Here is a 23,188-nt window from a genome sequence, read left to right on the forward strand (position 1 = left end):
GAAAAGATTTCTTCAGCGAAAAACACTGTCTAGTTGGTTGCCCATGTTGAAAATCAAGACACGAGGCAATCAATATGAACCACTCTTCGACGACACCCAACACTGGCACTACGCCAGCAACCAAACTGCCGTCTGCGGCAACTCTACCCATCGCTTCGACGGTCATTAACGATGCTACCGTCTTTGGTGATCTGAACTCATCAGAGGCGCAATCGGTTCTCAAGAACGAACTGATCACAGGCTTCTCTCAACGCGCTCCAAAGGTCGCGGGCGACAAGTGGATCCAGCGCCGCTTCCCATTCAGCACCTACATGGAAGTCCTGACCAAGCATCCCGTCTCGAAGAAGAAAGAAGGTTCAGCATTCTTCTTCAATGAGACAGGACTCACGGGGCGCTCGGTTACTGAAAACGGCGACAAGCAGCTCTACATGTATCGCTCTAAGGCTAAGGCCCTGTCGGTAACTGCTTTCGTGATCGACATCGATGGTACTGACTCCATCGACCGCGTACGCGATCAACTGATCGAAATGGGGCTTTTCGGCGTGCTCTACACCACACATAGCCATGCTCGTAAGGCTTCGCCTGACGGCGATTACTTCCGTGTAGTCATCCCGCTGGAACGCCCGTTCACTGTAAGCGAGTTTGGCGGCTCAGTCCGCCAAGCGTCAGCAGAATGGCTGGCCCGCTACGCGGGCTTCGCAAAAGCGCTGGGCATCGAAGATCTGGACCTCAGCGCCGCAAAGTTTGTGCAGATGATGTATCTTCCACGCCGCGCAACGAAGGACGCGGAGTTCAAGCACTATGTGGTAGCTGGACGCGCGCTCTCAATCGAAGAAATGCCAGTCGATCCTGATGTCAAGCTAACGAGCCGCACTCCAAACCACGCAGGAACAACCGAACGTACGGTTTCCGGTACCTCTACGCCCGCAGTGCTTTCGGATGGGTTCGACGCGCGCGAATGGTTCTCTGACTGCGGAGCCTCCTTCGACCTAGAGCTGTTTCTGGAGTGCGTTGGGTGGGATATCCGCGATGCTGCTGCAGGTGATGGCATGACCATCATGTGCCCTAACCATGTAGAGCATTCTGACCCAGATGACGGATCGGACATGGGGTGCTGGTGCTGTCCGACGGATGGCGAAAAGCCGTTCCTCATCTACTGTCACCACGATCACTGCCGCGAACTGAATACGTGGGACTTCATCTGCAAGATCGAGGAGCGTATCGAAGACGGTGACGCAGCTCTGCCTGATGAATACAACTCGCTGTCTGAAATGCTCTGCGATGATCTCTTCTACCCGGAGATCGACGGCCAAACGATCTGTGTGCACCCGACCGACTACGGAGCTACGCCGAAAATCGATATCACGTTCCTCGGATCACCCAAAAAGGTGGAAGACGCCTTCCGATCGGTGAAGAGCAACGACCATGCGGGAGACGCTGACTTCGCTGCTCTCTTCGCTGGTGTGGCTAAAGCAGGAAACAAATCTGCGGCACTGAAGCGTCTGGAAAAACTGTTCTCAGAGGATGGCCGCTTCAACAAGAATGACGTCTCACGTCTCACGTCTTAAGTCTCTGGCGAAAAAGATGGCGGCGTCAGCCGCAGAAGCTGCTGCTTCCAAGACAAAGTCGGAGATTCGCGACGAAGCTATCGTAGGTCTCGAAAGCGAAGTGAACGACAAGGCACATCCGTCGTGGGATATCGCAGCTCCTCTCGGCGACAAGATGTCCGAGGCTATCGCAACCCTCAACAAGCGCTGGCGCGTCGTAAGCGTCGGAGGGAAGGTGCGCTTTCTTCGCGTGCCTGACCCCGCGAACCTGTCGGCCTATTCGCCAACTCTCGAAACTATGTCCAAAGGCGAATTCGAACTCTACCATGCCAATCGCTGTGTGATGGTTGGGGAGACTTCCAAAAACCCGGCATCTGTCTTCGTGGATCTCGCCCAGCGCTATTCCGCGATCGAGTTCTCACCTCCGCCAAAGAATACGTCGGAGAATGGATATAACCTCTATCGTGGTCGCCAAATGCAAGCGGTAAAAGGTAACGCAGAGCCGCTCAAGGAGTTCATCCGCGACGTGGTGTGCGGCGGTCGCGATGATGTGTTCGACTTCGTGTGGCTGCACATGGCGCACACTGTTCAACGTCCCGGAGAAAAGCCACAAACCGCCATCGTGCTGCGTGGCAAGGGTGGATGCGGCAAGAGCACCTTCGGCATCATCTTCGAACGTCTGGCAGCTCCATACAGCCTGACAATCTCAGAGGGTGAACATGTCACGGGGCGTTTCGCCGGTCAGCATCTCAGCACTGCAGTCGTGGCAGTATGCACGGAAGCACTGTTCGCCGGTGATCCGAAAGTGAACGGCAAGATCAAGAACCTCGTCACGGCGGAGCATATTCTGGTAGAACCGAAAGGCCTGCCACCAATCAACATGCCATCGTACACGCGTTTCATCTTCGACAGCAACGATGAGCGTGTGGTGCCAATCGATGGCAACGGGTCTGAGCGTCGCTATCTCGTGATGGAAATCGGCGATGTGCACAAAGACGACCACGAATACTTCGACAAGATCTACAAGGAGATCGAAGGTGATGGTCTCCCAGCGCTCCTCTGGGAACTGGAGAACTACAGCCCGGAAGTCCATGGCCAGAAGTGGAGTGATTTGCGCTCTGCACCGGACACGCCAGAACGTCGCAAGATGCACTGGCACACAACAAGCCGTGTGAAACGCGCCATGGTTCGCATGATCGAAGATGGTGGCGTTACGATGAAGACAGAGAGCGGCCAAACTTTCCGCTACAACTTCGAGACCAGTGAGTCGTTTCGTCTCCCTCAATCTGAACTGCGTCGCTTCCTTCGCAGCTCAATGAATGAGTATGACGCGAAGGATGGGGACATTCTCGACTTAGTGTCGGAACTCTTCGGTGAAACCGTCATCGACGACCTCGGACAGGAGTATGCCACTTGCTCGACGCATCGCGGCTCCATCGAATGCGAGGAGTATTCGCCAGAACTCGAGGGTGATGACTGGAAGAAGATTAAGCGCACCGGCGTGCGCTACTTCGAATTCCCGCCAATCGAGCTGCTGCGCGAAGCCATCAAGGGTCGCTTCGACCGTGGTGACCAAGATGATGCATGATCCAGCAACCGTGGAACAAACGTCAGCAGATCAAGGGATGGCACGCTTCGGCGTGTCCCCTTTGGCACACTCTATCCAACTGATCACCGCTAACGAGCTGGCGCGTGAGCTACGCTTTGACGGTCCAACGTCGGCATTTCGAAAGTTCTGCAAGTCTGCAGGCATCGAGCCAGTACCCGGCAGACGCGACTGCTATGATCCTGTCGCGGTAAGACATAAGCTCAACGAGATTCAGGGCCTTGGGACATCAAGTAAGCCCGGCCCACAAGGAGCGCTGACGCGCAGCATGATGAGAAGAAATGGCTAGAAGTTCGAAATTGCCAGAGGGTGTGCACCGCACGCAAGCCAAGCTCGCCGACGGCTCGAAGAAGTATTACTTCTCCCTGCGAGGCTACAAAGGTTCTGGATTCTGTTCAGGTCAGGAGCGATTCCCAAGATCTGCAGAATTTTTGGCCGCTTACCTAAAGGCTGTCGAAGACTGCAAGCCAAAGGTCGTTCTTCAGTCCAATGCTGACATCGTGGCAGAGTACCTCGCTAGTGCGAATTTTCGAAAGAAAAAGCCTCGCACCCAAGCAGACTACCGTCGATGGCTGACCCGTTTTTTGGACGAGTTTGGCCCGGATGACATCTCAATGTGGGAAATCGCCGCTTCCAAGCGCGAATTCAACAAGTGGCGGCAAAAGTGGATTCATAGCGCTAAGCAATATGATTACTGCGGTACCGTCGTCACACTGTTTCTAAACTGGGCCGAGACCGAGGGTTTTATTGCGACAAACGCGATTCAGGGGCTTGAGAAGCTCTACGAGGTTGACCGATCGGAGATTGTTTGGTCACCAAGTGATATAGCTAAGGTTACCGCGAAATGTCCCGATTGGGTTCGTCGAATTCTAATTGCAGCTACCGAAACTGGCTTGCGCCCCGGAGACTTGATCCGTTTGAGCCGCAACCAAATCGAGCAAACACCAGCAGGACGTCGTATTCGCATCCGCACCAACAAGCGAGGTGTACCAGCCTACATTCCTGTCACCCAAGCTATGGCCAACATCATCGATGAGACGCCAGAAGATCGCCTGTTGATCCTAACAAACGCGCGTGGCGGTCCCCTTACCGAGCACAGAGCCTCAGAGGGACTCAGACAATGGCGTGACAAGGCTGGCTTGCTGCCAGAAGTGATCGGATACGATTTGCGCCTCAATGATGCGAGAGGAACTGCTGCAACTCGTCTCCTTCGCGTTGGGCTATCACTTGCCCAAATCGCAGCCTGTATGGGGTGGTCGATCCGCACAGCAGCGCTGATGATTGAGCGTTATGCGAAGGTCTCACCGGAAGAAACTGACGATGTTCTGGCTGCATTGGCGGCGGCGAAGTGAACGCAAAAAGAACATCATTTGTAAAATGACATGTAAAATGCAGTGACCGCGTAGCGGGATGTTCTACCTAAGTTATTGATTTTAAATGGAGGCGAGTACCGGAATCGAACCGGTGTACACGGATTTGCAATCCGCTGCGTCACCACTCCGCCAACTCGCCTCGGATGGTGTGCCGAAACTGCTATCCGATTAGGCTGGGTGCTGCAAGTGCCACAGATTGGCAAAATGCCACGTATCGGCGTTGCCGCAGGTCCGTGAATGTGGCACATCTAAAAAGAAGACAACTGAACGGATGAGTTTAGCCGCATGATCGATTTTGCCACACGCCGCACGATGATGGTTGATACACAGGTCAGACCGTCTGACGTGACCAAGTTTCCCATTATCGATGCAATGCTGACCGTGCAGCGAGAGAATTTTGTACCAGCCGCGCAGCGTGAGGCCGCCTATATGGGTGAAAACCTCAATCTGGGGGATGGCCGCGTGGTGCTGGAACCGCGTACTCTGGCCAAAATGCTCGATGTGCTCGATATTTCGAATGATGAGCTGGTGATCGATGTCGGCTCTGCAATGGGGTATTCCTCTGCGGTCATTGCGCATATGGCGGAAGCGGTTGTGGCTGTCGAAGAAGATGGCAGCATGGCGGCGGAAGCGCAGGAGGCTTTGGCGGAAGCAGGCATCGACAATGTGATCCAGCATGTCGCCCCGCTGCACGAAGGGGCCAGCCAGCATGGACCCTATGATGTCATGATCGTGCAGGGCGGCGTGCAGCAACTGCCCGCAAGCCTTCAGGATCAGATTAAGGATGGCGGCCGGGTTGCCTGTCTCTTCATGGAGGGTGCGTTGGGCGAGGTGCGCATCGGCTACAAGCGCGGCGACAGCATCTCCTGGCGCATGGCCTTCAACGCAGGCGCGCCGGTGCTCCCCGGATTTGCAAAAGCAGCGGTTTTTGAGTTTTAAAAATAGACAGAGCCCATATTCGGGTCAGAGCAGAAAGAGGCATGCCAGAATGGTCCAATTGAGAAAAGAGGGTGGTTTCAAAGCGCTGTGTCGCGGTGCCTTGATCTCGGCGGGTGTGATCGTGGGTATCATGGGGCAGAGTGCGCAGGCTGAAACGCTCGCTGATGCCCTGGTTGGCGCTTATGAAACAAGCGGGTTGCTGGATCAGAACCGCGCGCTTCTGCGTGCTGCAGATGAAGATGTTGCCACAGCGATTGCCGCGCTACGCCCGATCCTGACCTACAGTGCCAGTCTTGAACGCGATTTCGGCGACCGACAGACGCGGCAACTGAGTGGATTGCGGACCACCACGAGCCTGGAAAGCACAACCGCAGCGATCGGGATTTCAGCGTCGCTGCTGCTCTACGACAGCGGTGCGACGAAACTTGGCGCTGAGGCTGCAAAGGAAACCGTGCTGGCCACACGCCAACAGCTGATCAGCATTGAGCAGACCGTGCTGCTGCGGGCGGTTCAGGCCTATCTCAACGTGGTGGCGTTCAGAGAATTTGTAGAGTTGCGGCAAAACAACCTGCGCCTGCTGACCCAGGAATTGCGTGCCGCACAGGACCGTTTCGAAGTGGGTGAAGTCACCCGCACAGACGTGGCCCAGGCGGAATCAAGCCTTGCCGAAGCACGCAGCGGATTGGCAACGGCACAAGGCGATCTGGTCGAAGCCGTTGAAGAATATCGCAGCGTGGTCGGGCGCACACCGGGCCAATTGTCGCCGCCGCCCTCCTTGCCTCAACTGGACAGTAATGTCGAAAATGCGCGCGCGCTGGCCGTACAAAACCACCCTGATTTGCGCAACGCACAGCATCTGGTTGCGGTGGCAGAGCTGAATATCATGCGGGCCAAGGCCGCACTTAGCCCCACGCTGTCTGCGACAGGGTCGCTCGATGCGAGCGAAGATCTGGGAACGATCAATGACACCCGATCGGGCACCGTTGGTATTACGCTGAGTGGCCCGATTTACCGAGGCGGCGCTTTGTCCGCAGCCATCCGCTCCGCCATGGCGTCGCGTGACGCACAACGTGGCAATCTGTTGGACGTGCGCAAGACCGTTTCGCAGAACGTGGGATCGGCCTATGCAGCCCTGTCGGCGCAACGCGCCAGCCTGCAAGCGAGCGAAGAGCGTATCCGGGCCGCCCGGATCGCCTTTGAGGGGGTGCGCGAAGAGGCAACCCTGGGCGCACGGACCACATTGGATGTGCTTGATGCAGAGCAGGAATTGCTGGATGCGGAAACCTCGCGCATCTCTGCCCAAGCCAGCCTTTACGTCGCGGCCTATGCGGTTTTGCAATCCACCGGGCGGCTGACGGCCAAGGATTTGTCGCTGAATGTGCAGCTTTATGACCCCAGTGCCTATTACGATTTGGTCAAGGACGCCCCCGTGCCATCCTCGGCCCAGGGGCAGAAGCTGGATCGGGTTTTGAGAGCGCTGCAAAAAAACTGACATCTTTCACGACCCATTGTGAAAATTTCACCGGACGGGTAAGATTGTTGCGGGCAAGAGTGGTGTGAAGATGTCAAAACCGGTTTCAAATTCTGATGTAGAAGATGTCCTGTCGTCCATCCGGCGATTGGTGAGCGATAACAAGGCACAAGGTGGTACAGAAGCGGGTTTGGACCGAACGGATCGGCTTGTTTTGTCGCCGCAGCATCGCGTTGAGGACCTTGGTGTTTTGCGGTTACGCCCCGAGGATGCGGTGGACGCAAAGCATGGCCTGCAAGACGATTCTACTCTTGAAACACCGCCGGTAGACGACGCCACAGCTGAGGATGAAACGACCGCTCAGCGGGATACTGAAGCTACAGATGATGTAACAACCAAAGATCCCTTTGTGTCTCTGAATGACGAAGCTTTCGAAGCGCCGGAAGGCGATGAGGCACCACATGATGCAGCGCAGGTGTTCGGGGTGAACGAGTTGACAGCCAAGATCGCTGCGCTGGAAACAGCTATTGCCAAGACCTCGGACCAATGGGAGCCCGATGGCGCGGGCCGTGACGCCTATGCGGGCACGCAATCCAAGACCATGACCTGGCAGGATAGCGTTGACTTGGATGCCAAAGGCACGCCGCTGCCGCCGGAGACCGGCGAGAGTGACAAAACCGCCGATGCAGCAAAGCCTCTGTCTGACGTGCCGGTCGAGGAACAACTGCTGGACGAAGATGCGCTGCGGGACCTTGTGGCCGAGATCGTGCGTTCTGAGCTTCAGGGCGCCTTGGGGGAGCGGATTACCCGCAATGTGCGCAAATTGGTGCGCCGAGAAATCCACCGCGCGTTAGCAGCGCAGGATCTGCAATAGTCGCCCGCTTAGACCCAATTTGAGGTCAGAAACGGGGCGTTTCGGCCAGATCTAAAAGCAGATCAAGATCGAGATGCGTTTCAAGATGGTCCGCCAAGCTGTCGAGAGTGTCTTCGACCGTGTGGTCGTAGGCCACTTGTGCCGTCTGATCATAGTGTGCCAGCCAGGCCGCGCGGAAAGCGTCCGAGCTGAATAGCCCGTGCAAATAGCATCCCTGAACCAGACCGTTGGGTGAAACCGCCCCTTGCGGACCATTGTTCAGATCCAGCCAGGCGCGGTCACAATCCGGCCCTGTGGTGTGACCCATGTGAATTTCATATCCTGACAAAGGTGCGCCGCTGGCAAGATGTGTTCCCTGGCTGAGGCTGAGCGTCTTGCGGGGGTGCAGAACGGTATCGACATCCAGATGCCCCAAGCCCTGCGCCAGACCCGGCGTTCCCTCCAACCCATCGGGATCCGAGATGGTATTCCCCAATATCTGATACCCGCCGCAAAGCCCCAGCACATGGCCGCCGCGCCTGATGTGCGCGGCGATATCGACGTCCCACCCTTCATGGCGCAGCGCTGCGAGGTCGGCCAGCGTCGCCTTGCTCCCGATCAACAGGACAATATCGGCATCGGCGGGCAGGGGGGTGCCCGCAGGTATGATTGTCAGGTCCACATTCGGTTCTGCCGCCAGCGGGTCCAGATCATCGAAGTTGGAAATGCGCGGCAGGTGCGGCACCACGATCCTGAGACCGTCACCCTTTGCGCGGGCGCGCGCAGGCAGATCGGCGACGTCTTCGGCGGGCAACTTATGGGCCTGCGCAAACCATGGGATCACGCCGAGGCAAGGCCAACCGGTGCGCCTGCAAGTATCGTCACGCCCCTCATCGAAAAGGCGCACGTCGCCTCTGAATTTGTTGATTACAAAGGCTTTTATCAAATCCTTGTCGGCATCATCCAACACGGCTTGGGTTCCCACGATCTGTGCAATCACGCCGCCACGGTCGATGTCCCCCATCAGGACAACCGGGACATCTGTGGCTCGTGCAAAGCCCATATTGGCAATATCACGCGCGCGCAGGTTCGTCTCCGCCGGGCTGCCCGCGCCCTCAATTAGCACCAGGTCACAGCCTTCAGCGAGCCGCGCAAAGCTCTCGAGCACGAAGGGCATCAGCTTGTCCTTGGCGGCGCCAAAATCGCGCGCCTCCTGTTCGCCAAAGACCTGACCCTGCACGATGATCTGCGCACCCGTGTTGGTTTGTGGTTTGAGCAGGACCGGGTTCATGTCGGTATGGGGGGCGACACCTGCTGCGCGCGCTTGCAGGGCCTGCGCCCGCCCAATCTCGCCACCGTCCACGGTCACGGCGGCGTTGTTGGACATGTTTTGTGGCTTGAACGGACGCACCGTCAGGCCGCGCCGCGTATAGGCCCGCGCGAGGCCAGCCACGATCATGGATTTGCCGACATTGCTGCCCGTGCCCTGGATCATAATTGCGCGCGTCATGGGCTCAGCCTCTTTCCGTTTGTCGCAACGTGACGCATGATCGCGCGGAGGAAAAGGAGCAAAGATGAATACGCCTGCGCATTTGTTGATCGGTGCAGCGCTCTTCGGGCGAAACGGGCAAAAGAGCGTTGTCTGGGCCGCGTTTGCGGGGGCGCTCTTGCCTGATCTGTCACTTTATCTGCTGGCGGGGACGGCGCTCTATGTGGTCGGAAAGCCGCCGTATATCGTCTTCAATGAGCTGTATTTCTCCGATACCTGGCAAACAATATTTGCGATCGACAATTCATTTGTCATCTGGGGCCTGCTTTTTGGGATCGCCTGTTGGCGCCGAACACCTTGGGCCATTGCGCTCACAGGCGCCGCTCTGTTGCATCTGTGTTTCGACTTTCCACTGCACCACGATGATGGGCGTGCCCATTTCTGGCCGTTCACCAATTGGGTGTTTGAAAGCCCGATCAGCTACTGGGACCGGGATCATGGTGCGATGTGGTTTGCCCCTCTGGGGGCTTTTTGCGCCTGTGTTGCGGCCATCTCGATGTGGCGGCGCAGGCTCGGTTGGGCAATGACCGGCATCGTCGCGATCTTGCTGGGCGCAGAGCTTTGGGTGGTCAGCCAGTGGATGTTCTTTTTCACGGACAGCTGAAAACACAAAAGCGCGCCCAACTTCGGGCGCACTTTTGTGATAGATTTCAGGAGTTTATTAAGCCGCTTCGGCTTGCTGCGCCGCGTTGCGCCGCTCGGATTCTTCGCGCGACAGTGCAACAGAGGTCCGTACCCCTTTGCCCACGAAGTCCATCAAACCAGACACAACCCGCTCATTGGGGTCAATGCCTGCACAGCTCAACACTTCACGCCCGTCGCGCGACCGCGCCCAGCGTGCTATTTGTTCTGGACCATTGCCATATTTCTTGTCGTCCGCGATGGCGTCGTCCAATGCAGCCAGTACCACGGCTGCAAAAAGTTTACGTGCACGATTGCCTTGCTCGTTATTGAAGGCTGTGCCGTCAACGAAATCTTTCATCTCGTCGTCCTTTCCATTATTCTTGCTCTTGTCTTTCCGGCGTGACGCTCCTTATGGCGCGTTTCATGCGATTCGGATACCCCGTAATTGCATGGCATGTATGCATTTGGCGCATAGCATTCTGCAGCTGCAGCACGATATATCGTTGTCTTGTCACCACCCATCCTCCCAGATATAGGGTGCGTCAACATTTCATCAACCTTTTGCCATGGTCTGGTCATATGCCTAAAATTAACGGAAACGAGATCCGCCCCGGGAATGTACTGGAGCATAATGGTGGCCTTTGGGCAGCTGTAAAAGTCGATCATGTGAAACCCGGCAAGGGCGGTGCGTTTGCTCAGGTGGAACTGCGCAACCTGCGCAATGGTTCCAAATTGAATGAACGGTTCCGCAGTGCCGATAAGGTGGAGCGGGTGCGTCTGGAGCAGAAAGACCAGCAGTTCCTTTATGAAGACGCGGGCATGCTGGTCGTCATGGATACGCAGACCTACGAACAGGTGCAGCTGCCTGCCGAGCTTTTGGGAGAGCGCCGCCCGTTTTTGCAGGACGGCATGACCATCGTGGTCGAATTCTATGAAGACGAAGCGCTGAACGCGACCCTGCCGCAAAAAGTGACGTGCAAGATCGTCGAGACCGAACCTGTTGTGAAGGGTCAGACGGCGGCAAATTCCTTCAAGCCCGCGGTTCTGGACAATGGCGTCAAGGTTATGGTGCCCCCCTTCGTCGGACAGGACGAGGATATCATCGTCAACACCGAAACGATGGAATACTCAGAACGCGCCTGAGCGCGAAAACCTGAGATGAGGCAAGCTCCGCGGTACCAACCGGCGGGGCTTTTTCATAGATCGGCGCGTGTGACCGTGGCATCCCCGGCCTGCATCTCTCCCTTTGCGCGGTCAAACCGCAAATAGGCGATGCCGCTGTCTTTGGTATGGCTGAGCAGGGTGCCCGCGACCTTGCCCGCGGAGAGGATATCGCTCCCGGTTTCGGCCTCGCCGGAAATCGAGACCTTTGCCAGACCTTTGCGCAATTCGGTTTTGTGCTTCATGCGGGCGGTCACCTCCTGACCGACATAACATCCCTTGCGGAAATCGACCCCGGACAGCCGCTCAAACCCCACTTCTAGAATGAAGGTATCGGGTGTCAGCTCAACCCCGGTTTCGGGGATCAGATGCGCGACCCTGAGTGCTGTCCAATCCGTCGTGTCATCGGTCTGCGCGATTGTGCGGTAGGCCCGCCATCCCAAGGCATCATGGCGCGGATCGGCAAATCCATCTTCCGGTGTCGACCCCAACCCACGGTGCAGGTGCAGGTCAGCCTGGGTAATCGTCACATCGGCACGCAGTTTGTACATGTTCAGACGCTGGGTCACTGCATCGCCCAGGCTGTCATCCATATCCAGCAGGATGCCATCTGGCGCGGGCGCCAGGAAAAAGTCGGCAATGTATTTCCCCTGCGGTGTCAGAATCGCCGCGTAGACGAGGCCGTCATCGATGCGATTGATGTCATTGGTGATAAGCCCTTGCAGGAATTCGCGAACATCTGAGCCCGACAGGTGCAAAATGCGACGTTTGGTCATGGGGGGGTCCTCTTTTGGCCTTACATGACATATAGAAGTTTCGCCGCGAAGAAGAAGAGGCATAACCTATGCGTGCACCGATATCGGTGATCATTCCAACACTCAACGCCGAGGCGCATCTCGGCGACTGTCTGACCGCGCTGATGCCGGGGGTCGAAGCCGGTTTGATCCGCGAGTTGATTGTGTCAGATGGCGCGTCCGAAGACGCAACCGTGGCGATTGCCAAGGCCTGGGGCGCAGAGGTCGTGACAGGTGCGCCGTCGCGCGGCGGGCAATTATCCCGCGGGTGCGCAAAGGCCAAGGGCGCGTGGCTACTGGTATTGCATGCGGATACGGTTTTGCGCCCGGGATGGGTTGGCCCCGCGATCCTGCATTTGGACACGCATAATGCCGGTTGGTTCCGTTTGGCCTTTGCCAAGGGTGGGTGCGCGGGCGCTCTGGTGGCGGCCTGGGCTAATCTGCGCAGTCGCTTTGGGTTGCCCTACGGGGATCAGGGGCTGTTGATCCCGCGCGCGCTTTATGCGGATGTGGGTGGATATCCGGACCAGCCCCTGATGGAAGATGTGGCAATCGCCCGCGCGCTCAAGGGGCGTTTGGCACCCATTGATGGTGTGGCGGAGACATGTGCGGCCCGCTATCGCAGTCAGGGATGGGTGCGGCGTGGCGCACGCAACCTATGGACCCTTTTACGTTATTTTGCCGGGGCATCCCCGCAGCACCTGGCCGAAAGCTATCGCCGCTGATCTCTCAGATCTATTAGCCTTCATTTCCTCAGACGTCGGTTCCCGGCTTTCACCTCCGTGGTGTCGGAACGCTGCGATTGACCGCACCGTAAAGCAGGCTAGTGTTGCGCCATATCAAAAGGACAGCCTCTATGCCCCATTCTCCGAAAACGCCCGCAGGACGCAGCTACCTCGCCATTCCGGGCCCTTCGGTGATGCCCGAGGCGGTGTTGAACGCGATGCACCGTCCGGCGCCAAACATATACGCGGGTGAATTGCCCGACATGATGCCGGCGCTGGTGGCGGATTTGCGGCGTGTGGCGCGGACCGAGGCGCATGTTGCGATCTATATCGCCAACGGGCATGGCGTTTGGGAGGCGGCCTTGTCGAACGTGATTGCACCGGGTGAAAAGGTTCTGGTGCTGGCGACAGGTTTCTTCGGGCATGGCTGGGCCGGCATGGCGGAGGGGCTGGGGGCCGAAGCTCAGGTGCTTGATTTCGGCAAGTCGGCCACCGTCGATCCGGCGCGCGTCGCCGAAACGCTGAAGGCGGATCGCGCGCATGAGATCAAGGCGGTGCTGGCGGTGCACGTCGATACCTCCAGTTCCGTGCGCAATGATATTGCGGCGGTACGCGCAGCCATGGATGCGGCGGGCCACCCTGCTTTGCTGATGGCCGATTGCATTGCGTCGCTGGGCTGCGATGTCTTTGAAATGGACGCTTGGGGCGTTGATGTGATGGTGACAGGGTCCCAAAAGGGGCTGATGGTGCCGCCCGGCATGGGGTTTGTGTTCTTCAACGACAAGGCGGCGGCGGTGCGTCGGGCCATGCCACGGGTCAGCAATTACTGGGATTGGACGCCCCGGGCGGAGGCGCAGCAGTTTTCCCACTATTGGAATGGAACCGCACCGACGCACCACGTCTACGGCCTGCGCGCAGCGCTTGACATGATCCATGCGGAGGGCATCGAGGCCATCTGGGCGCGCCACGCGATGCTCGCCCGTGCAATTTGGGCCGCCTGCGAGACCTGGGCGGCGGGCGACGCATTACAGCTGAACATTCAGGATCCCGCGCACCGCAGCCATGCTGTGACCTCCTTGCATCTGCCAGCGCCGCAAGCCACGGCCCTGCGCGAATGGACAGAACGTGAGCTGGGTCTCACGCTGGGCATCGGTTTGGGTATGGTCGACGCGAATGATCCCGCCTGGCATGGGTTTTTTCGTCTGGGTCATATGGGGCATGTCAACGGCCACATGATCCTCGGGCTCCTGGGTGGTATCGAAGCGGGCTTGAAAGCGCTGGACATTCCACACGGTGCGGGGGGCTTAAGTGCCGCATCAGCGGTGATCGCACAGGGCTAGCGGCGCGGTGGGCTTTCCCATCTTTGTGCTTCCGCCCGGCGTCTGAAATCCAGCCAGTTGAGCCAATGATTGACCGCCAGCGCGACAAAGACGGCGACGACCAACCCCCAAAGCGCAAAGAGAAACAGCAGCACCCAGGTCAGGTTGACGCCAAACATGACGATACAGGCACTTGTATAATTCGGCGCACGTCCGATTTTCCGGTTTTCCATGACACGCGTCTCGCTTGCGGATGGTTCGCGCAAGTATAAACCGGAAGTTCCCGGCGTCAGCCTTTTTCTACATAACGCAGCGCTTCCGGGAGCACTTCTGCGAGAATATCGAGGTCTGCCGGGGTGCCGCAGCTGATGCGGATACATCGGTTTTGCGGCGCAACCAGTGGCATCCGGATGAAAACACCGCGATCCACCATCTCCCGTAGAACATTTTGCGCGAATTCAGCACCGTGCCTGCAGTCGATGGCGACAAAATTCGCGGCTGACTTAAGAGGCCGCAGCCCGTTTTTCAGCGCAATGCTTGTGATCCTGTTGCGCGAGGTGGTGATGCGCGCCTGCACGGAGCGCAACCAGGTCTGATCGTCCAGGGCCGCAAGTGCGCCGGCCTGTGCGGCCCGGTTCATGCCAAAGTGGTTGCGCACCTTGTTGAAGGCCGCAATCAGATCCGGGGCGCCCATGGCATAGCCGACGCGCGCGCCAGCAAGCCCGTACGCCTTTGAAAAAGTGCGCAGACGGATCACACGGGAATCGCTCATTGGTAGGGGCAATGCGGTGCCCTCGGGTGCGCATTCGATGTAGGCCTCGTCCAGCACCAGCAAGGTGCCTTTGGGCAGCTTTTCCATCGCCGCAACGATATCGGTGCCGTCATGCGCGGTGCCCATCGGGTTGTCGGGGTTGGCCACATAGACCATTTTCGCGTTCACTTCCGCGGCCTTGGCAAAAAGCGCCTCGATGTCCTCGTGATCATCGGCATAGGGCACTTTGTGCAGCACACCGCCGTAGCCCGCGACGTGGTAGTTGAAGGTGGGGTAGGCGCCGTCGGAGGTTACCACCGCATCTCCCGGGGCCACCATCAGACGCGCAAGATATCCCAGCAGACCGTCGATGCCTTCGCCCACGACGATCATTTCCGGCAGAATGCCGTGATAATCCGCTAGCGCCTCGCGCAGCTCATAGCTCTCGGGGTCGCCGTATTTCCACAACTGGGTCTCCGCCATCGCGCGTGTGGCCATGGGCGAGGGGCCAAAGACGTTTTCATTAGCCCCCAATCGGGCGTCAAAGAGCTGCGCGCGCGCGCGTTCCTGGGTTTCCGGCCCTACAAAGGGTACTGTGTCGGGAAGGGAGTCGGCCAGGGGTGTCAAGCGATAGTGAGTCATGGCGTCTCATAAAACGGCTTGGCTGGTTTGGGCAAGTATCAGATTGCCCCAACGTTCTTCTGGTCAAAAACGCGCTCCTTTGGTCACATCAGACCAAAGAAGGAGAACCCGATGTCCAACGTCACCGTAGAGATTTCCGATCATATCGCCCGTGTGCAATTGAACCGACCCGACAAACGCAATGCGGTGGATCAGCAGATGTTCGATGATCTGATCGCGGCCGGGGCGCAGGTGGCCGCGTCAAAGGCACGGGTCGCCATTCTGTCGGGTGCTGGAGAGAGTTTCTGCGCCGGGATCGATATCGGCAGCCTCGGGGCGATGATCGGGCAGGACATCGAGGCGATGATCATGGCCCGCACCCATGGTGAGGGTACGACGAACAAGTGGCAGGAAGCGGCCCTTGTTTGGCACCGTCTTGATATTCCGGTGATCGCGGCGCTGCAGGGGGCAGTATACGGGGCTGGCCTGCAGATTGCGCTGGGGGCCGACATCCGGATTGCCGCACCAGATACCAAACTGGCGGTGATGGAGATGAAATGGGGGATCATCCCGGACATGGGCGGCATGGTCCTGTTGCCGCGGTTGGTGCGCTCCGATGTGATGCGCCGGCTGATTTATACCGCAACGCCGGTAGATGCCGCGCAGGGGGAGCGTTGGGGGCTGGTCACGGAAATTGCCGAGGATCCGATGGCGGCGGCGGAAAAGCTGGCCAGTGAAATCGCAGGTAAAAGCCCCAAAGCCATTCGCGCCGCCAAAGCCCTGGTTGGGATCGCCGAACGGGAACCGCCCGATGCCGTGCTTTTGGCCGAATCGCGGTTGCAGGCCGAGCTATTGGGCAAGCCGGAGCAAATGGAGGTGGTCGCCGCCCAATTCGGCAAGCGCGCGCCGGTTTTCGACTGACCGTTGGTTTTCAGGTTCAGGACATGAACTTGCGTCGCGCTTCGCGGGCAATTTCATAGCGCAATTCCAGATCGGCGAGCTTGGCCATCGCCGTTTTACGATCTGCTTCGCTTTGGCAGGTGGCATAGGCTTTGCGCGCAGCGTCCAGCTCTTTTTTGAGAGCAAACTCTTCGGGGACCACGCCAGCTTCGGCCATGATCCGCATGCCCGCAGACATCGAGGCCGCGTCGCTGGTTTCAACGGGACGGTCGGGCAGCGGCGCGCCTTCGCCTTTCAACCCGGTCAGAGCGCCTGAGGCCTGTGCCTTGGCGATCTGCCGTTCGATGAGGGAGCGAAAACTGCGCATGGCGGCATTTTACCCCAATTCGGCCAACCGTGCGAGCGCCTCTTCGAGTTTGCCGTCTTCCTCTTCGCGCAGGGCCAGGTTGGCGCGCGTTTCTTCGACCACCTCCGGCGGGGCGGAGGCTGCAAACTTGGGATTATTGAGCCGCCCTCTGAGGCCGCCCAATTCCTTTGCAAGTTTGTCGCGTGTCTTTTGCAAACGCGCTTTTTCTTCGGCGACGTCAATGACGTCCGCCAGCGGCAGGCCAAAGCTGCCGCCCGTAACCGCCAGGGTGACCGATCCCTTGGGGAAGTTCTCCACTTCGGTCATGCTTTCCACGCGTGCGAGGCGTTTGATCATGGCTCCGTTGGCGGTGAAGGCCGCGCGGGCCTGATCTTCGAACCCGACGACAACCAGCGGCACATAGGCCCCGGCAGGGACGTGCATCTGCGCGCGCGCGGACCGGATCGCGTTGATCAGGCCAATCGTCCAGTTCAATTCACTGTCGGCCTCCGCATCCACCAGGTCAGCCGCCGTGTAGCTCGGCCAATCCGCGTGGATCAACATGCTCGGGCGTTGTTTGAGCCCCCAGATCTCTTCGGTGATGAAAGGCATGATCGGGTGCAACAGGATCAGGCATTGATCCAACGCCCAAGCATAGACCGCGCGCGTTTCCTGCACCGCCTCTGCGTCCGAACCTTCGAACACCGGCTTGCTGAGTTCCAGATACCAGTCGCAAAAGACGCCCCAGACAAACCCGTATAGGGCGTTGGCGGCATCGTTGAACCGATAGGCGGCGAGGCTGGCGTCCACCTCTTCGCGCACCTTGGCCACTTCGCCGATGATCCATTTGTTCAGGGCCAGCGTTGCGGTGGGGGGCATGTCGGTATGCGGGATATCCGTGACGCCGTGACGCTCACCAAAAGAGGCGGCATTCCAGAGTTTGGTGCCGAAATTCCGATAGCCTGCAACACGTTGTGTGCTGAGTTTCAAATCGCGCCCCATGGCGGCCATCGCCGTCAGGGTGAAACGCACGGCATCCGCACCGTATTCATCGATCAGGTCTAGCGGGTCGAGCACGTTGCCCAGCGACTTGGACATCTTCTTGCCCTTCTCGTCGCGCACCAGCGCGTGCACATAGACCGTGTCGAAGGGTTTCTGCCCGACCACGGCGTATTGCATCATCATCATCCGCGCGACCCAGAAGAAGATGATGTCGAAGCCGGTGATCAGGATCGAGGTCGGGAAGTATTTTTGCAGCGCCTCGTTGGCCGCGTCCTGTTCCGCGTCGCCTGTCCAGCCCAGCGTGCCGATGGGCCAGAGTCCGGAGGAGAACCAGGTGTCGAGGACGTCGGGGTCGCGCCAGACAAAAACTTGTAATGGATTATTGTCCGCATCCCGCTTTGCTTCGCCGTTCTTCAGGATGGCATCATATTGATCCGCTGCCTCCAGAATCTCCAAATCGCCATAGATTTCTTCCATCTTAGCCTTAGCAGTCTGGTAGTCAGCTGCGCAAAAAGGTTGTTCGTCTAAGTACCCTAACCAAGTTGCTTGGTCGGTTCCGACAACGTAAGGCTGTTTCTGCAAATTTTGGACGATTGCCGGTCCATACCACACCGGAATCTGATGCCCCCACCAGAGCTGCCGTGAGATGCACCAGGGCTCGATGTTTTCCAGCCAGTTGAAATAGACCTTTTTGTCCTGCTCCGGATGGATCGCGACATCGCCGTTGCGCACCGCGTCAATCGCGGGCTGCACGATTTTCGAGGTCTCGACAAACCACTGGTCGGTGAGCATCGGCTCGATGACCACTTTGGAGCGGTCGCCGAAGGGCTGCATGATCTTTTTTGCTTCGACCAGCGGGACGGTTGTCTCAACCTCCTCACCGTCGTCGTTTTTGACCATCGCAGGGATCATCACGGCGAGACCTTCCTCGCTGATCTGCTGCACCACCCGCTTGCGGGCCTCGAAGCGGTCGAGCCCGCGCAGATCGTCCGGCACCAGGTTCACCGCATCAGCCGCCGCCTCGCTCAGCTCCCGCGTGCCCTGCGCCACAGCCATGGCCACCGCCGCCGCTTCGGCATAAGCCGCGCCATCCTCCCGCATCGCTCCCTTCGTATCCATCAGGCGGTAGAGCGGAATGCCACCGCGCTTGGCGACCGCGTAGTCGTTGAAGTCATGTGCGCCGGTGATCTTCACAGCACCAGAGCCGAAATCGGGATCCGGGTATTCATCGGTGATGATCGGGATCAGGCGGCGATGCTCCTTGGGGCCAACGGGAATTTCGCAGAGTTTCCCGATGATTGGTGCATAGCGTTCATCTGACGGATGCACCGCAACGGCGCCATCCCCCAGCATGGTTTCCGGACGTGTTGTGGCGATGGAGATATAGTCGCGCGTTTCGCGCAGGGTCTCGTTCCCGTCTTCGTCCTTTTCGATGTATTCATAGGTGGCCCCGCCCGCGAGCGGATACTTGAAGTGCCACATGTGTCCGTCGACCTCGATGTTCTCGACCTCAAGGTCGGAGATCGCGGTCTCGAAATGTGGGTCCCAGTTCACCAGCCGCTTGCCGCGGTAGATGAGACCCTTGTTGTACATATCGACAAAGACCTTGATCACCGCGTCGTGGAAATTCGGGCCCTGACCCGCTTCCGGGTCACCCGGCGCGCCGCCCATGGTGAAGGCCTCGCGCGACCAGTCGCAAGACGCGCCCAGACGTTTCAACTGACCAATGATCGTGCCACGCGAGGCGACCTTCTGCTGCCAGACCCGCTCGACGAACTTCTCCCGGCCCATGTCGCGGCGATTTGGCTCCTGGTTCAGCATCATCTCACGTTCGGTGACCATCTGGGTGGCGATGCCCGCATGATCCGTGCCCGGTTGCCAGAGCGTATCGAACCCGCGCATGCGGTGCCAGCGGACCAGAATATCCTGCAATGTATTGTTGAAGGCATGCCCCATGTGCAGCGATCCCGTCACATTGGGCGGCGGGATCATGATGGAGAAAGTGTCTTCCCGAGTAGCGTTCGCACCGGCTTTGAAGGCGCCCGCCTGTTCCCAGGCGGCGTATAGGCGCGCTTCTGCCTCATTGGCATCAAACTTTTTTTCCATCGTCATGAGAGCGTCATCCATCAAATCTATGAGGTGATTGTGCTCTACCCAATGTCGGGGGCGAGTAAAAGACCGGTTTGTTGCCTATTCACTGTGCAGGTTCTAGCAAATGTTCGCTCAGAAGGAAGTTTTTCGTGTTACTCATGGTTTCTAAGAAATATGACTATCCATGAGATTCGCGTTACAGTTGTCACTTACGATGTGAAGGAAGTTGTCTAATGAAGAAGTTACTAGCGATAGGTGTGTTTGCGGTCGTTGCCGCCACGCATTCCGTTTCCGCTGCGGTCGTTGATGGTCTTGTAACCTCCGGCGCAGGGTCGTTCGAAGAGATCGTGGATACGACAGGTCTGACCGTGGGTCAGAACAACCAGCAGTCGGATAATCTCTTTGCGTTCAACGAGGCGCAGAACGTCAAGCTGACCTCGGACCTGAGCACCGATATGGGCGGCAGCATCTCCGCCGGTACCGTAGTTTCCAGCCACTATGTTTTCTTTGACCCCGTGCGTGGGTTCCAGGAAGGCTTCGTCGATTTCGACAGCCCGATCCTTGCCGTGATCACATCGCTGGGCGCGCTGACGCTGAGTGATTTTCTCGGGGATCCAGAAGTAACCTACCTCAGCCCTGCGCTGCGCGGCCTTGAGAGCGGCGACTCGGTTGGGATTGATCCGGGCATCGGGACACGTCTCTTGGTGGACTGGTTTGCTTCGTCTCCGGGTGACTACGTCCGCGTGATCACCGAGGGTGAATTGGCGGTTGTGCCGGTTCCTGCAAGCGGCCTGCTGCTGCTGGGCGGCCTTGGCATGATTGTTGTGGCACGCCGACGCCGCAAAGTCTGACCCCAAGCCCTAGACATTTCCAGGCCTCGGTGCATCAGCGCCGGGGTTTTTCGTTTCTGAGTGAAGCGGTTCCCGGTGACCGGGGCGGATGACATCCGGATCATAGGGCGCGCGCGCAAATACCTCTTCGACCATGGGTGCGAAGTGAGCGAGCGGCAGGGTTTCATAATCGGGGTCAAAGCTGGCCTGATCCCAGCGTTCGCAGAATGCTGCACAGTCATCAAAATAGATATGTCCTGCAAACCGGTCGCGTTTGTGGGGGTCGGCACCGACATGGTGGCCGTAATAGATCATCTGAAAATCGCCATGTGTCTGCACGCACCAGCTGCATTGTTCGCGCACAAAAGGGCGCAGGATGGTCGCTGCGTATTCGTCGTGATTGTAGGGTGCATAGATGTCGCCGATGTCATGCAAAAGCGCGGACACAACCCAATCGATGTCGGCGCCGTCGCGAAAGGCCCGCGTGGCCGATTGCAGTGAGTGGCCGAGCCGCGTGACCTGATAGCCAGACAGGCTCTCGTCAAGCTCGACCAGCGCTCTTAGCAACCGCCCGGCAGTGCCTTTGGTATATGCGATCTCATGGTTTGTGAGAAATGCGTAATCTTCGGCCGTGCCGTCCTTCATCGCGGTGAAACTTACGTGTTTCCGGTCCTGATTGGTCATGCGTAGAGCCCCTTTTTCGCTTTTGTGCCGGCCATCATCACCTTTGCCTGCGCGGTCCGCATGTCCTCATAGAGCGCCAGCGCCTCGGGGGCAAAAAGTGTCGAGGGCGGATCGAAATGCGTGAAGTTGCCAGCCGCATCCTCACCCCGCGCCACCATCGCATAGTCGATGTCACCGATAAGCTGTTTCACATCCGGCGTGCAGTACCGGATCACGGCTGCGATGCGGCGGTCATCCGTTGTGTTGGGGCCGGAGCCATGGATCGTCAACCCGTGGTGCAGGGAGATCTGGCCAGGATGGATTTCAATGGGAACCTTATCCGCGTCGGCCACATCTACTTTGATCTCCTGTCCGCGGCTGAGCAGGTTGTCTTCTGCGAAGGTATCTTCATGTGGCAGGATCGGGTTTTTGTGCGATCCTTTGACAAAATCCATGCAGCCAGACGCGGGCGTGGCCGGGGAAAGCGACAGCCACGCGGTGACCAGCCCGTCGACAGCACCCAGGCCCCAATAGGTCAGGTCCTGATGCATCGAGACCTTGTGCCGTGTGTTGGGTTCCTTGATGAAGAATTCCACCGCATAGATCATGATGTCTGGGCCCAGGATGCCCTCGACCACGTCCAGAATGCGCGGGTCGGCGCCGATCCTGTAGGCCATCGGCATGACGCAATGCGCATTGACGCGCTTGTAGGTGTTGAGCGGCAAGGGCAGGTCCGCATCCTGCCAATGGTCTTCGATCTCTTCGAGCTCTGCGCGCAACTTCTGCGCGTCTTCGCCGGGCATGATACGGATCGGGAAAAGATACCCATCCTTCCAATAGGATTTTATCTGCGCATCGCTCAGGCGACCGTTGGTGAGGGGTAGGGGCGTTGGCATGATCACCTCCGTTTTGGGAACGATGATTCCGCATCGATGCTGTGGCTGCTGTCTTGTTTGCGACCCAAAACCGGGTCGCACTTAGGGTTCATTGACATTAATAGATATATTGATAATTATCAATTTATGAATGATGAAACCTATACTGCCCTGGCCAATGCCCACCGCCGTCAGCTCTTGTATTGGCTGAAGGAGCCCAGAAAGCACTTTCCGCCCTGCCTGCCGGAGCACCGCGATCTGCCCGGTGTTTGCGCCAGCTATATATTTGCCAAATCCGAGCTTTCGCAGCCAACGGTCTCGCAATACCTGCATATGTTGGAGCGGGTTGGATTGGTCAAACGCGCGCGTCATGGTCGCTGGACGTTTTTCTCGCGACACGAAGAGGGCATTGCGCAGGCGCAGGCAGGCATCATCGCGATGCTGGAGGGGCGGGCGGATGGCTAACATTCTGGTGCTCTATGAGAGCAACAACCGTGGATACACCGCCGAGATGGCGGAGCTTGTCCGCGTCGGCGCCGAGACTGTCGCGGGTGTCGAGGTGCGATGTCTGAGCATCCTGCAGGCCAGCAAGGCTGATCTGCTCTGGGCGGATGGGATCGCCGTTGGATCGCCAACCAATCTTGGCGGAATTTCCTGGCGCATGAAGCAATGGTGGGATGAGCTGAGCTTTGATGTGTGGGGCGCGCTGGATGGCAAGATCGGCTGCGCTTTTTCGTCGTCCGGCGCCTGGGGCGGTGGGGGCGAGCACACCTGTCAGGCCCTGACCACGCTGCTGATGAACTTCGGGGTGCTGGTGTTTGGCGTTACGGATTACGTCGGGCCCAAAATGGCACCACATTACGGGGCGGTGGTCGCGGGCAGCCCGCGCAGCGCAGCGGAACAGGAAATGTGCCGCAGGTTGGGCCGCCGTCTTGCTGAGTGGTGTGCGGTCTTTGTCGATCGGCGCGCGGAGTTGCACCCCGCCGAAGCAAGCTATGCGCGCGGTATCCAGCACGCGCCATAACATGCAACAGGGCCTGCAAATTGCGCCATCTGCGCAATCGGATGCCCTTGTTCAGAAACAACAATAGCGGCGACTGGACAAGCGCCCAAGGACCGCTAGTGTCCGCAGTATCGCGCAGCGCTTG

Annotated in this window: 23 protein-coding genes and 1 tRNA gene; 14 read left to right on the forward strand and 10 right to left on the reverse strand. The window is 58.3% G+C overall.

What is annotated here, in order from left to right; all coding sequences use genetic code 11:
- Positions 1-74 precede the first annotated feature (74 nt).
- From Q1A20_RS17325 to Q1A20_RS17335, 3 genes are all read left to right on the forward strand, one after another.
- Positions 75-1,568 carry a hypothetical protein gene (locus tag Q1A20_RS17325; RefSeq protein WP_299406110.1) on the forward strand — a complete coding sequence of 498 codons (1,494 nt, stop codon included), beginning with the start codon at positions 75-77 and terminating at the stop codon, positions 1,566-1,568.
- A gap of 16 nt (positions 1,569-1,584) precedes the next feature.
- Entirely contained in the window at positions 1,585-3,135 is a 1,551-nt protein-coding gene (locus Q1A20_RS17330; RefSeq protein ID WP_299406107.1) for a primase-helicase family protein, read from the forward strand.
- A 299-nt stretch (positions 3,136-3,434) separates the two neighbouring features.
- The gene (locus Q1A20_RS17335; protein WP_299917837.1) at positions 3,435-4,505 is read left to right on the forward strand and encodes a tyrosine-type recombinase/integrase; all 1,071 of its coding nucleotides are present in this window, start codon (positions 3,435-3,437) and stop codon (positions 4,503-4,505) included.
- A gap of 86 nt (positions 4,506-4,591) precedes the next feature.
- On the opposite strand, the gene Q1A20_RS17340 is transcribed toward Q1A20_RS17335, so the two are convergent.
- A tRNA-Cys gene (locus tag Q1A20_RS17340) sits at positions 4,592-4,665 on the reverse strand.
- Positions 4,666-4,811: 146 nt separating this feature from the next.
- Between Q1A20_RS17340 and Q1A20_RS17345 the strand changes: the two genes are divergently transcribed.
- From Q1A20_RS17345 to Q1A20_RS17355, 3 genes are all read left to right on the forward strand, one after another.
- On the forward strand, positions 4,812-5,465 hold the full coding sequence (locus tag Q1A20_RS17345) for an rRNA adenine N-6-methyltransferase family protein (RefSeq protein WP_299406100.1): 654 nt from the start codon (positions 4,812-4,814) through the stop codon (positions 5,463-5,465).
- A 49-nt stretch (positions 5,466-5,514) separates the two neighbouring features.
- Entirely contained in the window at positions 5,515-6,957 is a 1,443-nt protein-coding gene (locus Q1A20_RS17350; RefSeq protein WP_299406098.1) for a TolC family outer membrane protein, read from the forward strand.
- Between the two features lie 70 nt (positions 6,958-7,027).
- Positions 7,028-7,810, forward strand: a complete 783-nt coding sequence (locus Q1A20_RS17355) for a hypothetical protein (protein WP_299917841.1) — start codon at positions 7,028-7,030, stop codon at positions 7,808-7,810.
- A gap of 25 nt (positions 7,811-7,835) precedes the next feature.
- On the opposite strand, the gene Q1A20_RS17360 is transcribed toward Q1A20_RS17355, so the two are convergent.
- The gene (locus Q1A20_RS17360; protein ID WP_299406094.1) at positions 7,836-9,299 is read right to left on the reverse strand and encodes a cobyric acid synthase; all 1,464 of its coding nucleotides are present in this window, start codon (positions 9,297-9,299) and stop codon (positions 7,836-7,838) included.
- Between the two features lie 64 nt (positions 9,300-9,363).
- Here Q1A20_RS17360 and Q1A20_RS17365 point away from each other — a divergent pair, with 64 nt between their 5' ends.
- Complete coding sequence (locus tag Q1A20_RS17365; protein WP_299917844.1) at positions 9,364-9,942, forward strand: cobalamin biosynthesis protein CobQ; 579 nt, start codon at positions 9,364-9,366, stop codon at positions 9,940-9,942.
- A 57-nt stretch (positions 9,943-9,999) separates the two neighbouring features.
- Here Q1A20_RS17365 and Q1A20_RS17370 read toward each other — a convergent pair whose 3' ends face one another.
- Positions 10,000-10,320, reverse strand: a complete 321-nt coding sequence (locus tag Q1A20_RS17370) for a DUF6280 family protein (protein ID WP_114885126.1) — start codon at positions 10,318-10,320, stop codon at positions 10,000-10,002.
- 221 nt (positions 10,321-10,541) lie between these two features.
- Between Q1A20_RS17370 and efp the strand changes: the two genes are divergently transcribed.
- Entirely contained in the window at positions 10,542-11,105 is a 564-nt protein-coding gene (gene efp / locus Q1A20_RS17375) for an elongation factor P (RefSeq protein ID WP_299406089.1), read from the forward strand.
- Positions 11,106-11,158: 53 nt separating this feature from the next.
- Here the strand turns inward: efp and Q1A20_RS17380 are convergent, their stop codons facing one another.
- Positions 11,159-11,899: a folate-binding protein gene (locus Q1A20_RS17380; RefSeq protein ID WP_299406087.1), complete on the reverse strand. Its 741-nt coding sequence runs from the start codon at positions 11,897-11,899 to the stop codon at positions 11,159-11,161.
- 68 nt (positions 11,900-11,967) lie between these two features.
- On the opposite strand from Q1A20_RS17380, the gene Q1A20_RS17385 reads away from it, so the two are divergent.
- Both Q1A20_RS17385 and Q1A20_RS17390 read left to right on the forward strand, forming a co-directional pair.
- Entirely contained in the window at positions 11,968-12,642 is a 675-nt protein-coding gene (locus Q1A20_RS17385; protein WP_299406085.1) for a TIGR04283 family arsenosugar biosynthesis glycosyltransferase, read from the forward strand.
- Positions 12,643-12,773: 131 nt separating this feature from the next.
- Complete coding sequence (locus tag Q1A20_RS17390) at positions 12,774-13,982, forward strand: aminotransferase class V-fold PLP-dependent enzyme (protein ID WP_299917847.1); 1,209 nt, start codon at positions 12,774-12,776, stop codon at positions 13,980-13,982.
- Here the strand turns inward: Q1A20_RS17390 and Q1A20_RS17395 are convergent.
- Both Q1A20_RS17395 and Q1A20_RS17400 read right to left on the reverse strand, forming a co-directional pair.
- Entirely contained in the window at positions 13,979-14,194 is a 216-nt protein-coding gene (locus Q1A20_RS17395; protein WP_299406080.1) for a hypothetical protein, read from the reverse strand. The genes Q1A20_RS17390 and Q1A20_RS17395 overlap by 4 nt on opposite strands.
- Positions 14,195-14,250: 56 nt before the next feature.
- Positions 14,251-15,354: a pyridoxal phosphate-dependent aminotransferase gene (locus Q1A20_RS17400; RefSeq protein ID WP_299917849.1), complete on the reverse strand. Its 1,104-nt coding sequence runs from the start codon at positions 15,352-15,354 to the stop codon at positions 14,251-14,253.
- A gap of 111 nt (positions 15,355-15,465) precedes the next feature.
- On the opposite strand from Q1A20_RS17400, the gene Q1A20_RS17405 reads away from it, so the two are divergent.
- Positions 15,466-16,254, forward strand: a complete 789-nt coding sequence (locus tag Q1A20_RS17405; RefSeq protein ID WP_299917851.1) for a crotonase/enoyl-CoA hydratase family protein — start codon at positions 15,466-15,468, stop codon at positions 16,252-16,254.
- Positions 16,255-16,270: 16 nt separating this feature from the next.
- Here Q1A20_RS17405 and Q1A20_RS17410 read toward each other — a convergent pair whose 3' ends face one another.
- Together Q1A20_RS17410 and Q1A20_RS17415 are read right to left on the reverse strand one after the other, a co-directional pair.
- On the reverse strand, positions 16,271-16,600 hold the full coding sequence (locus Q1A20_RS17410; protein WP_299917853.1) for a DUF1992 domain-containing protein: 330 nt from the start codon (positions 16,598-16,600) through the stop codon (positions 16,271-16,273).
- A gap of 9 nt (positions 16,601-16,609) precedes the next feature.
- Entirely contained in the window at positions 16,610-19,693 is a 3,084-nt protein-coding gene (locus tag Q1A20_RS17415) for a valine--tRNA ligase (RefSeq protein WP_299917855.1), read from the reverse strand.
- Between the two features lie 212 nt (positions 19,694-19,905).
- Here Q1A20_RS17415 and Q1A20_RS17420 point away from each other — a divergent pair, with 212 nt between their 5' ends.
- Positions 19,906-20,523, forward strand: a complete 618-nt coding sequence (locus tag Q1A20_RS17420; RefSeq protein ID WP_299406069.1) for a VPLPA-CTERM sorting domain-containing protein — start codon at positions 19,906-19,908, stop codon at positions 20,521-20,523.
- A 9-nt stretch (positions 20,524-20,532) separates the two neighbouring features.
- Here the strand turns inward: Q1A20_RS17420 and Q1A20_RS17425 are convergent, their stop codons facing one another.
- On the reverse strand, positions 20,533-21,186 hold the full coding sequence (locus Q1A20_RS17425; protein ID WP_299406067.1) for an HD domain-containing protein: 654 nt from the start codon (positions 21,184-21,186) through the stop codon (positions 20,533-20,535).
- The gene (locus tag Q1A20_RS17430) at positions 21,183-22,061 is read right to left on the reverse strand and encodes a phytanoyl-CoA dioxygenase family protein (protein WP_299406064.1); all 879 of its coding nucleotides are present in this window, start codon (positions 22,059-22,061) and stop codon (positions 21,183-21,185) included. The genes Q1A20_RS17425 and Q1A20_RS17430 overlap by 4 nt, the downstream gene beginning before the upstream one ends.
- A 126-nt stretch (positions 22,062-22,187) precedes the next feature.
- On the opposite strand from Q1A20_RS17430, the gene Q1A20_RS17435 reads away from it, so the two are divergent.
- Both Q1A20_RS17435 and Q1A20_RS17440 read left to right on the forward strand, forming a co-directional pair.
- On the forward strand, positions 22,188-22,505 hold the full coding sequence (locus Q1A20_RS17435; RefSeq protein ID WP_298972379.1) for a helix-turn-helix transcriptional regulator: 318 nt from the start codon (positions 22,188-22,190) through the stop codon (positions 22,503-22,505).
- The gene (locus Q1A20_RS17440; RefSeq protein WP_299406061.1) at positions 22,498-23,064 is read left to right on the forward strand and encodes a flavodoxin family protein; all 567 of its coding nucleotides are present in this window, start codon (positions 22,498-22,500) and stop codon (positions 23,062-23,064) included. The genes Q1A20_RS17435 and Q1A20_RS17440 overlap by 8 nt, the downstream gene beginning before the upstream one ends.
- Positions 23,065-23,188: the final 124 nt, after the last annotated feature.

It is taken from the genome of uncultured Roseobacter sp., from assembly GCF_947501835.1.
Lineage (GTDB): Bacteria > Pseudomonadota > Alphaproteobacteria > Rhodobacterales > Rhodobacteraceae > Roseobacter.

What these genes read in the sequence shown, in the direction of transcription:
- Q1A20_RS17425 (WP_299406067.1), bottom strand. Translation starts at nt 21,186, where the DNA reads ATGACCAATCAGGACCGGAAACACGTAAGTTTCACCGCGATGAAGGAC.
- Q1A20_RS17335 (WP_299917837.1), top strand. Translation starts at nt 3,435, where the DNA reads ATGGCTAGAAGTTCGAAATTGCCAGAGGGTGTGCACCGCACGCAAGCC.
- Q1A20_RS17435 (WP_298972379.1), top strand. Translation starts at nt 22,188, where the DNA reads ATGAATGATGAAACCTATACTGCCCTGGCCAATGCCCACCGCCGTCAG.
- Q1A20_RS17415 (WP_299917855.1), bottom strand. Translation starts at nt 19,693, where the DNA reads ATGACGATGGAAAAAAAGTTTGATGCCAATGAGGCAGAAGCGCGCCTA.
- Q1A20_RS17355 (WP_299917841.1), top strand. Translation starts at nt 7,028, where the DNA reads ATGTCAAAACCGGTTTCAAATTCTGATGTAGAAGATGTCCTGTCGTCC.
- Q1A20_RS17370 (WP_114885126.1), bottom strand. Translation starts at nt 10,320, where the DNA reads ATGAAAGATTTCGTTGACGGCACAGCCTTCAATAACGAGCAAGGCAAT.
- Q1A20_RS17350 (WP_299406098.1), top strand. Translation starts at nt 5,515, where the DNA reads ATGGTCCAATTGAGAAAAGAGGGTGGTTTCAAAGCGCTGTGTCGCGGT.
- Q1A20_RS17390 (WP_299917847.1), top strand. Translation starts at nt 12,774, where the DNA reads ATGCCCCATTCTCCGAAAACGCCCGCAGGACGCAGCTACCTCGCCATT.
- Q1A20_RS17405 (WP_299917851.1), top strand. Translation starts at nt 15,466, where the DNA reads ATGTCCAACGTCACCGTAGAGATTTCCGATCATATCGCCCGTGTGCAA.
- Q1A20_RS17325 (WP_299406110.1), top strand. Translation starts at nt 75, where the DNA reads ATGAACCACTCTTCGACGACACCCAACACTGGCACTACGCCAGCAACC.
- Q1A20_RS17400 (WP_299917849.1), bottom strand. Translation starts at nt 15,354, where the DNA reads ATGACTCACTATCGCTTGACACCCCTGGCCGACTCCCTTCCCGACACA.
- Q1A20_RS17440 (WP_299406061.1), top strand. Translation starts at nt 22,498, where the DNA reads ATGGCTAACATTCTGGTGCTCTATGAGAGCAACAACCGTGGATACACC.
- Q1A20_RS17410 (WP_299917853.1), bottom strand. Translation starts at nt 16,600, where the DNA reads ATGCGCAGTTTTCGCTCCCTCATCGAACGGCAGATCGCCAAGGCACAG.
- Q1A20_RS17395 (WP_299406080.1), bottom strand. Translation starts at nt 14,194, where the DNA reads ATGGAAAACCGGAAAATCGGACGTGCGCCGAATTATACAAGTGCCTGT.
- Q1A20_RS17365 (WP_299917844.1), top strand. Translation starts at nt 9,364, where the DNA reads ATGAATACGCCTGCGCATTTGTTGATCGGTGCAGCGCTCTTCGGGCGA.
- efp (WP_299406089.1), top strand. Translation starts at nt 10,542, where the DNA reads ATGCCTAAAATTAACGGAAACGAGATCCGCCCCGGGAATGTACTGGAG.
- Q1A20_RS17420 (WP_299406069.1), top strand. Translation starts at nt 19,906, where the DNA reads ATGAAGAAGTTACTAGCGATAGGTGTGTTTGCGGTCGTTGCCGCCACG.
- Q1A20_RS17360 (WP_299406094.1), bottom strand. Translation starts at nt 9,299, where the DNA reads ATGACGCGCGCAATTATGATCCAGGGCACGGGCAGCAATGTCGGCAAA.
- Q1A20_RS17330 (WP_299406107.1), top strand. Translation starts at nt 1,585, where the DNA reads ATGGCGGCGTCAGCCGCAGAAGCTGCTGCTTCCAAGACAAAGTCGGAG.
- Q1A20_RS17385 (WP_299406085.1), top strand. Translation starts at nt 11,968, where the DNA reads ATGCGTGCACCGATATCGGTGATCATTCCAACACTCAACGCCGAGGCG.
- Q1A20_RS17380 (WP_299406087.1), bottom strand. Translation starts at nt 11,899, where the DNA reads ATGACCAAACGTCGCATTTTGCACCTGTCGGGCTCAGATGTTCGCGAA.
- Q1A20_RS17430 (WP_299406064.1), bottom strand. Translation starts at nt 22,061, where the DNA reads ATGCCAACGCCCCTACCCCTCACCAACGGTCGCCTGAGCGATGCGCAG.
- Q1A20_RS17345 (WP_299406100.1), top strand. Translation starts at nt 4,812, where the DNA reads ATGATCGATTTTGCCACACGCCGCACGATGATGGTTGATACACAGGTC.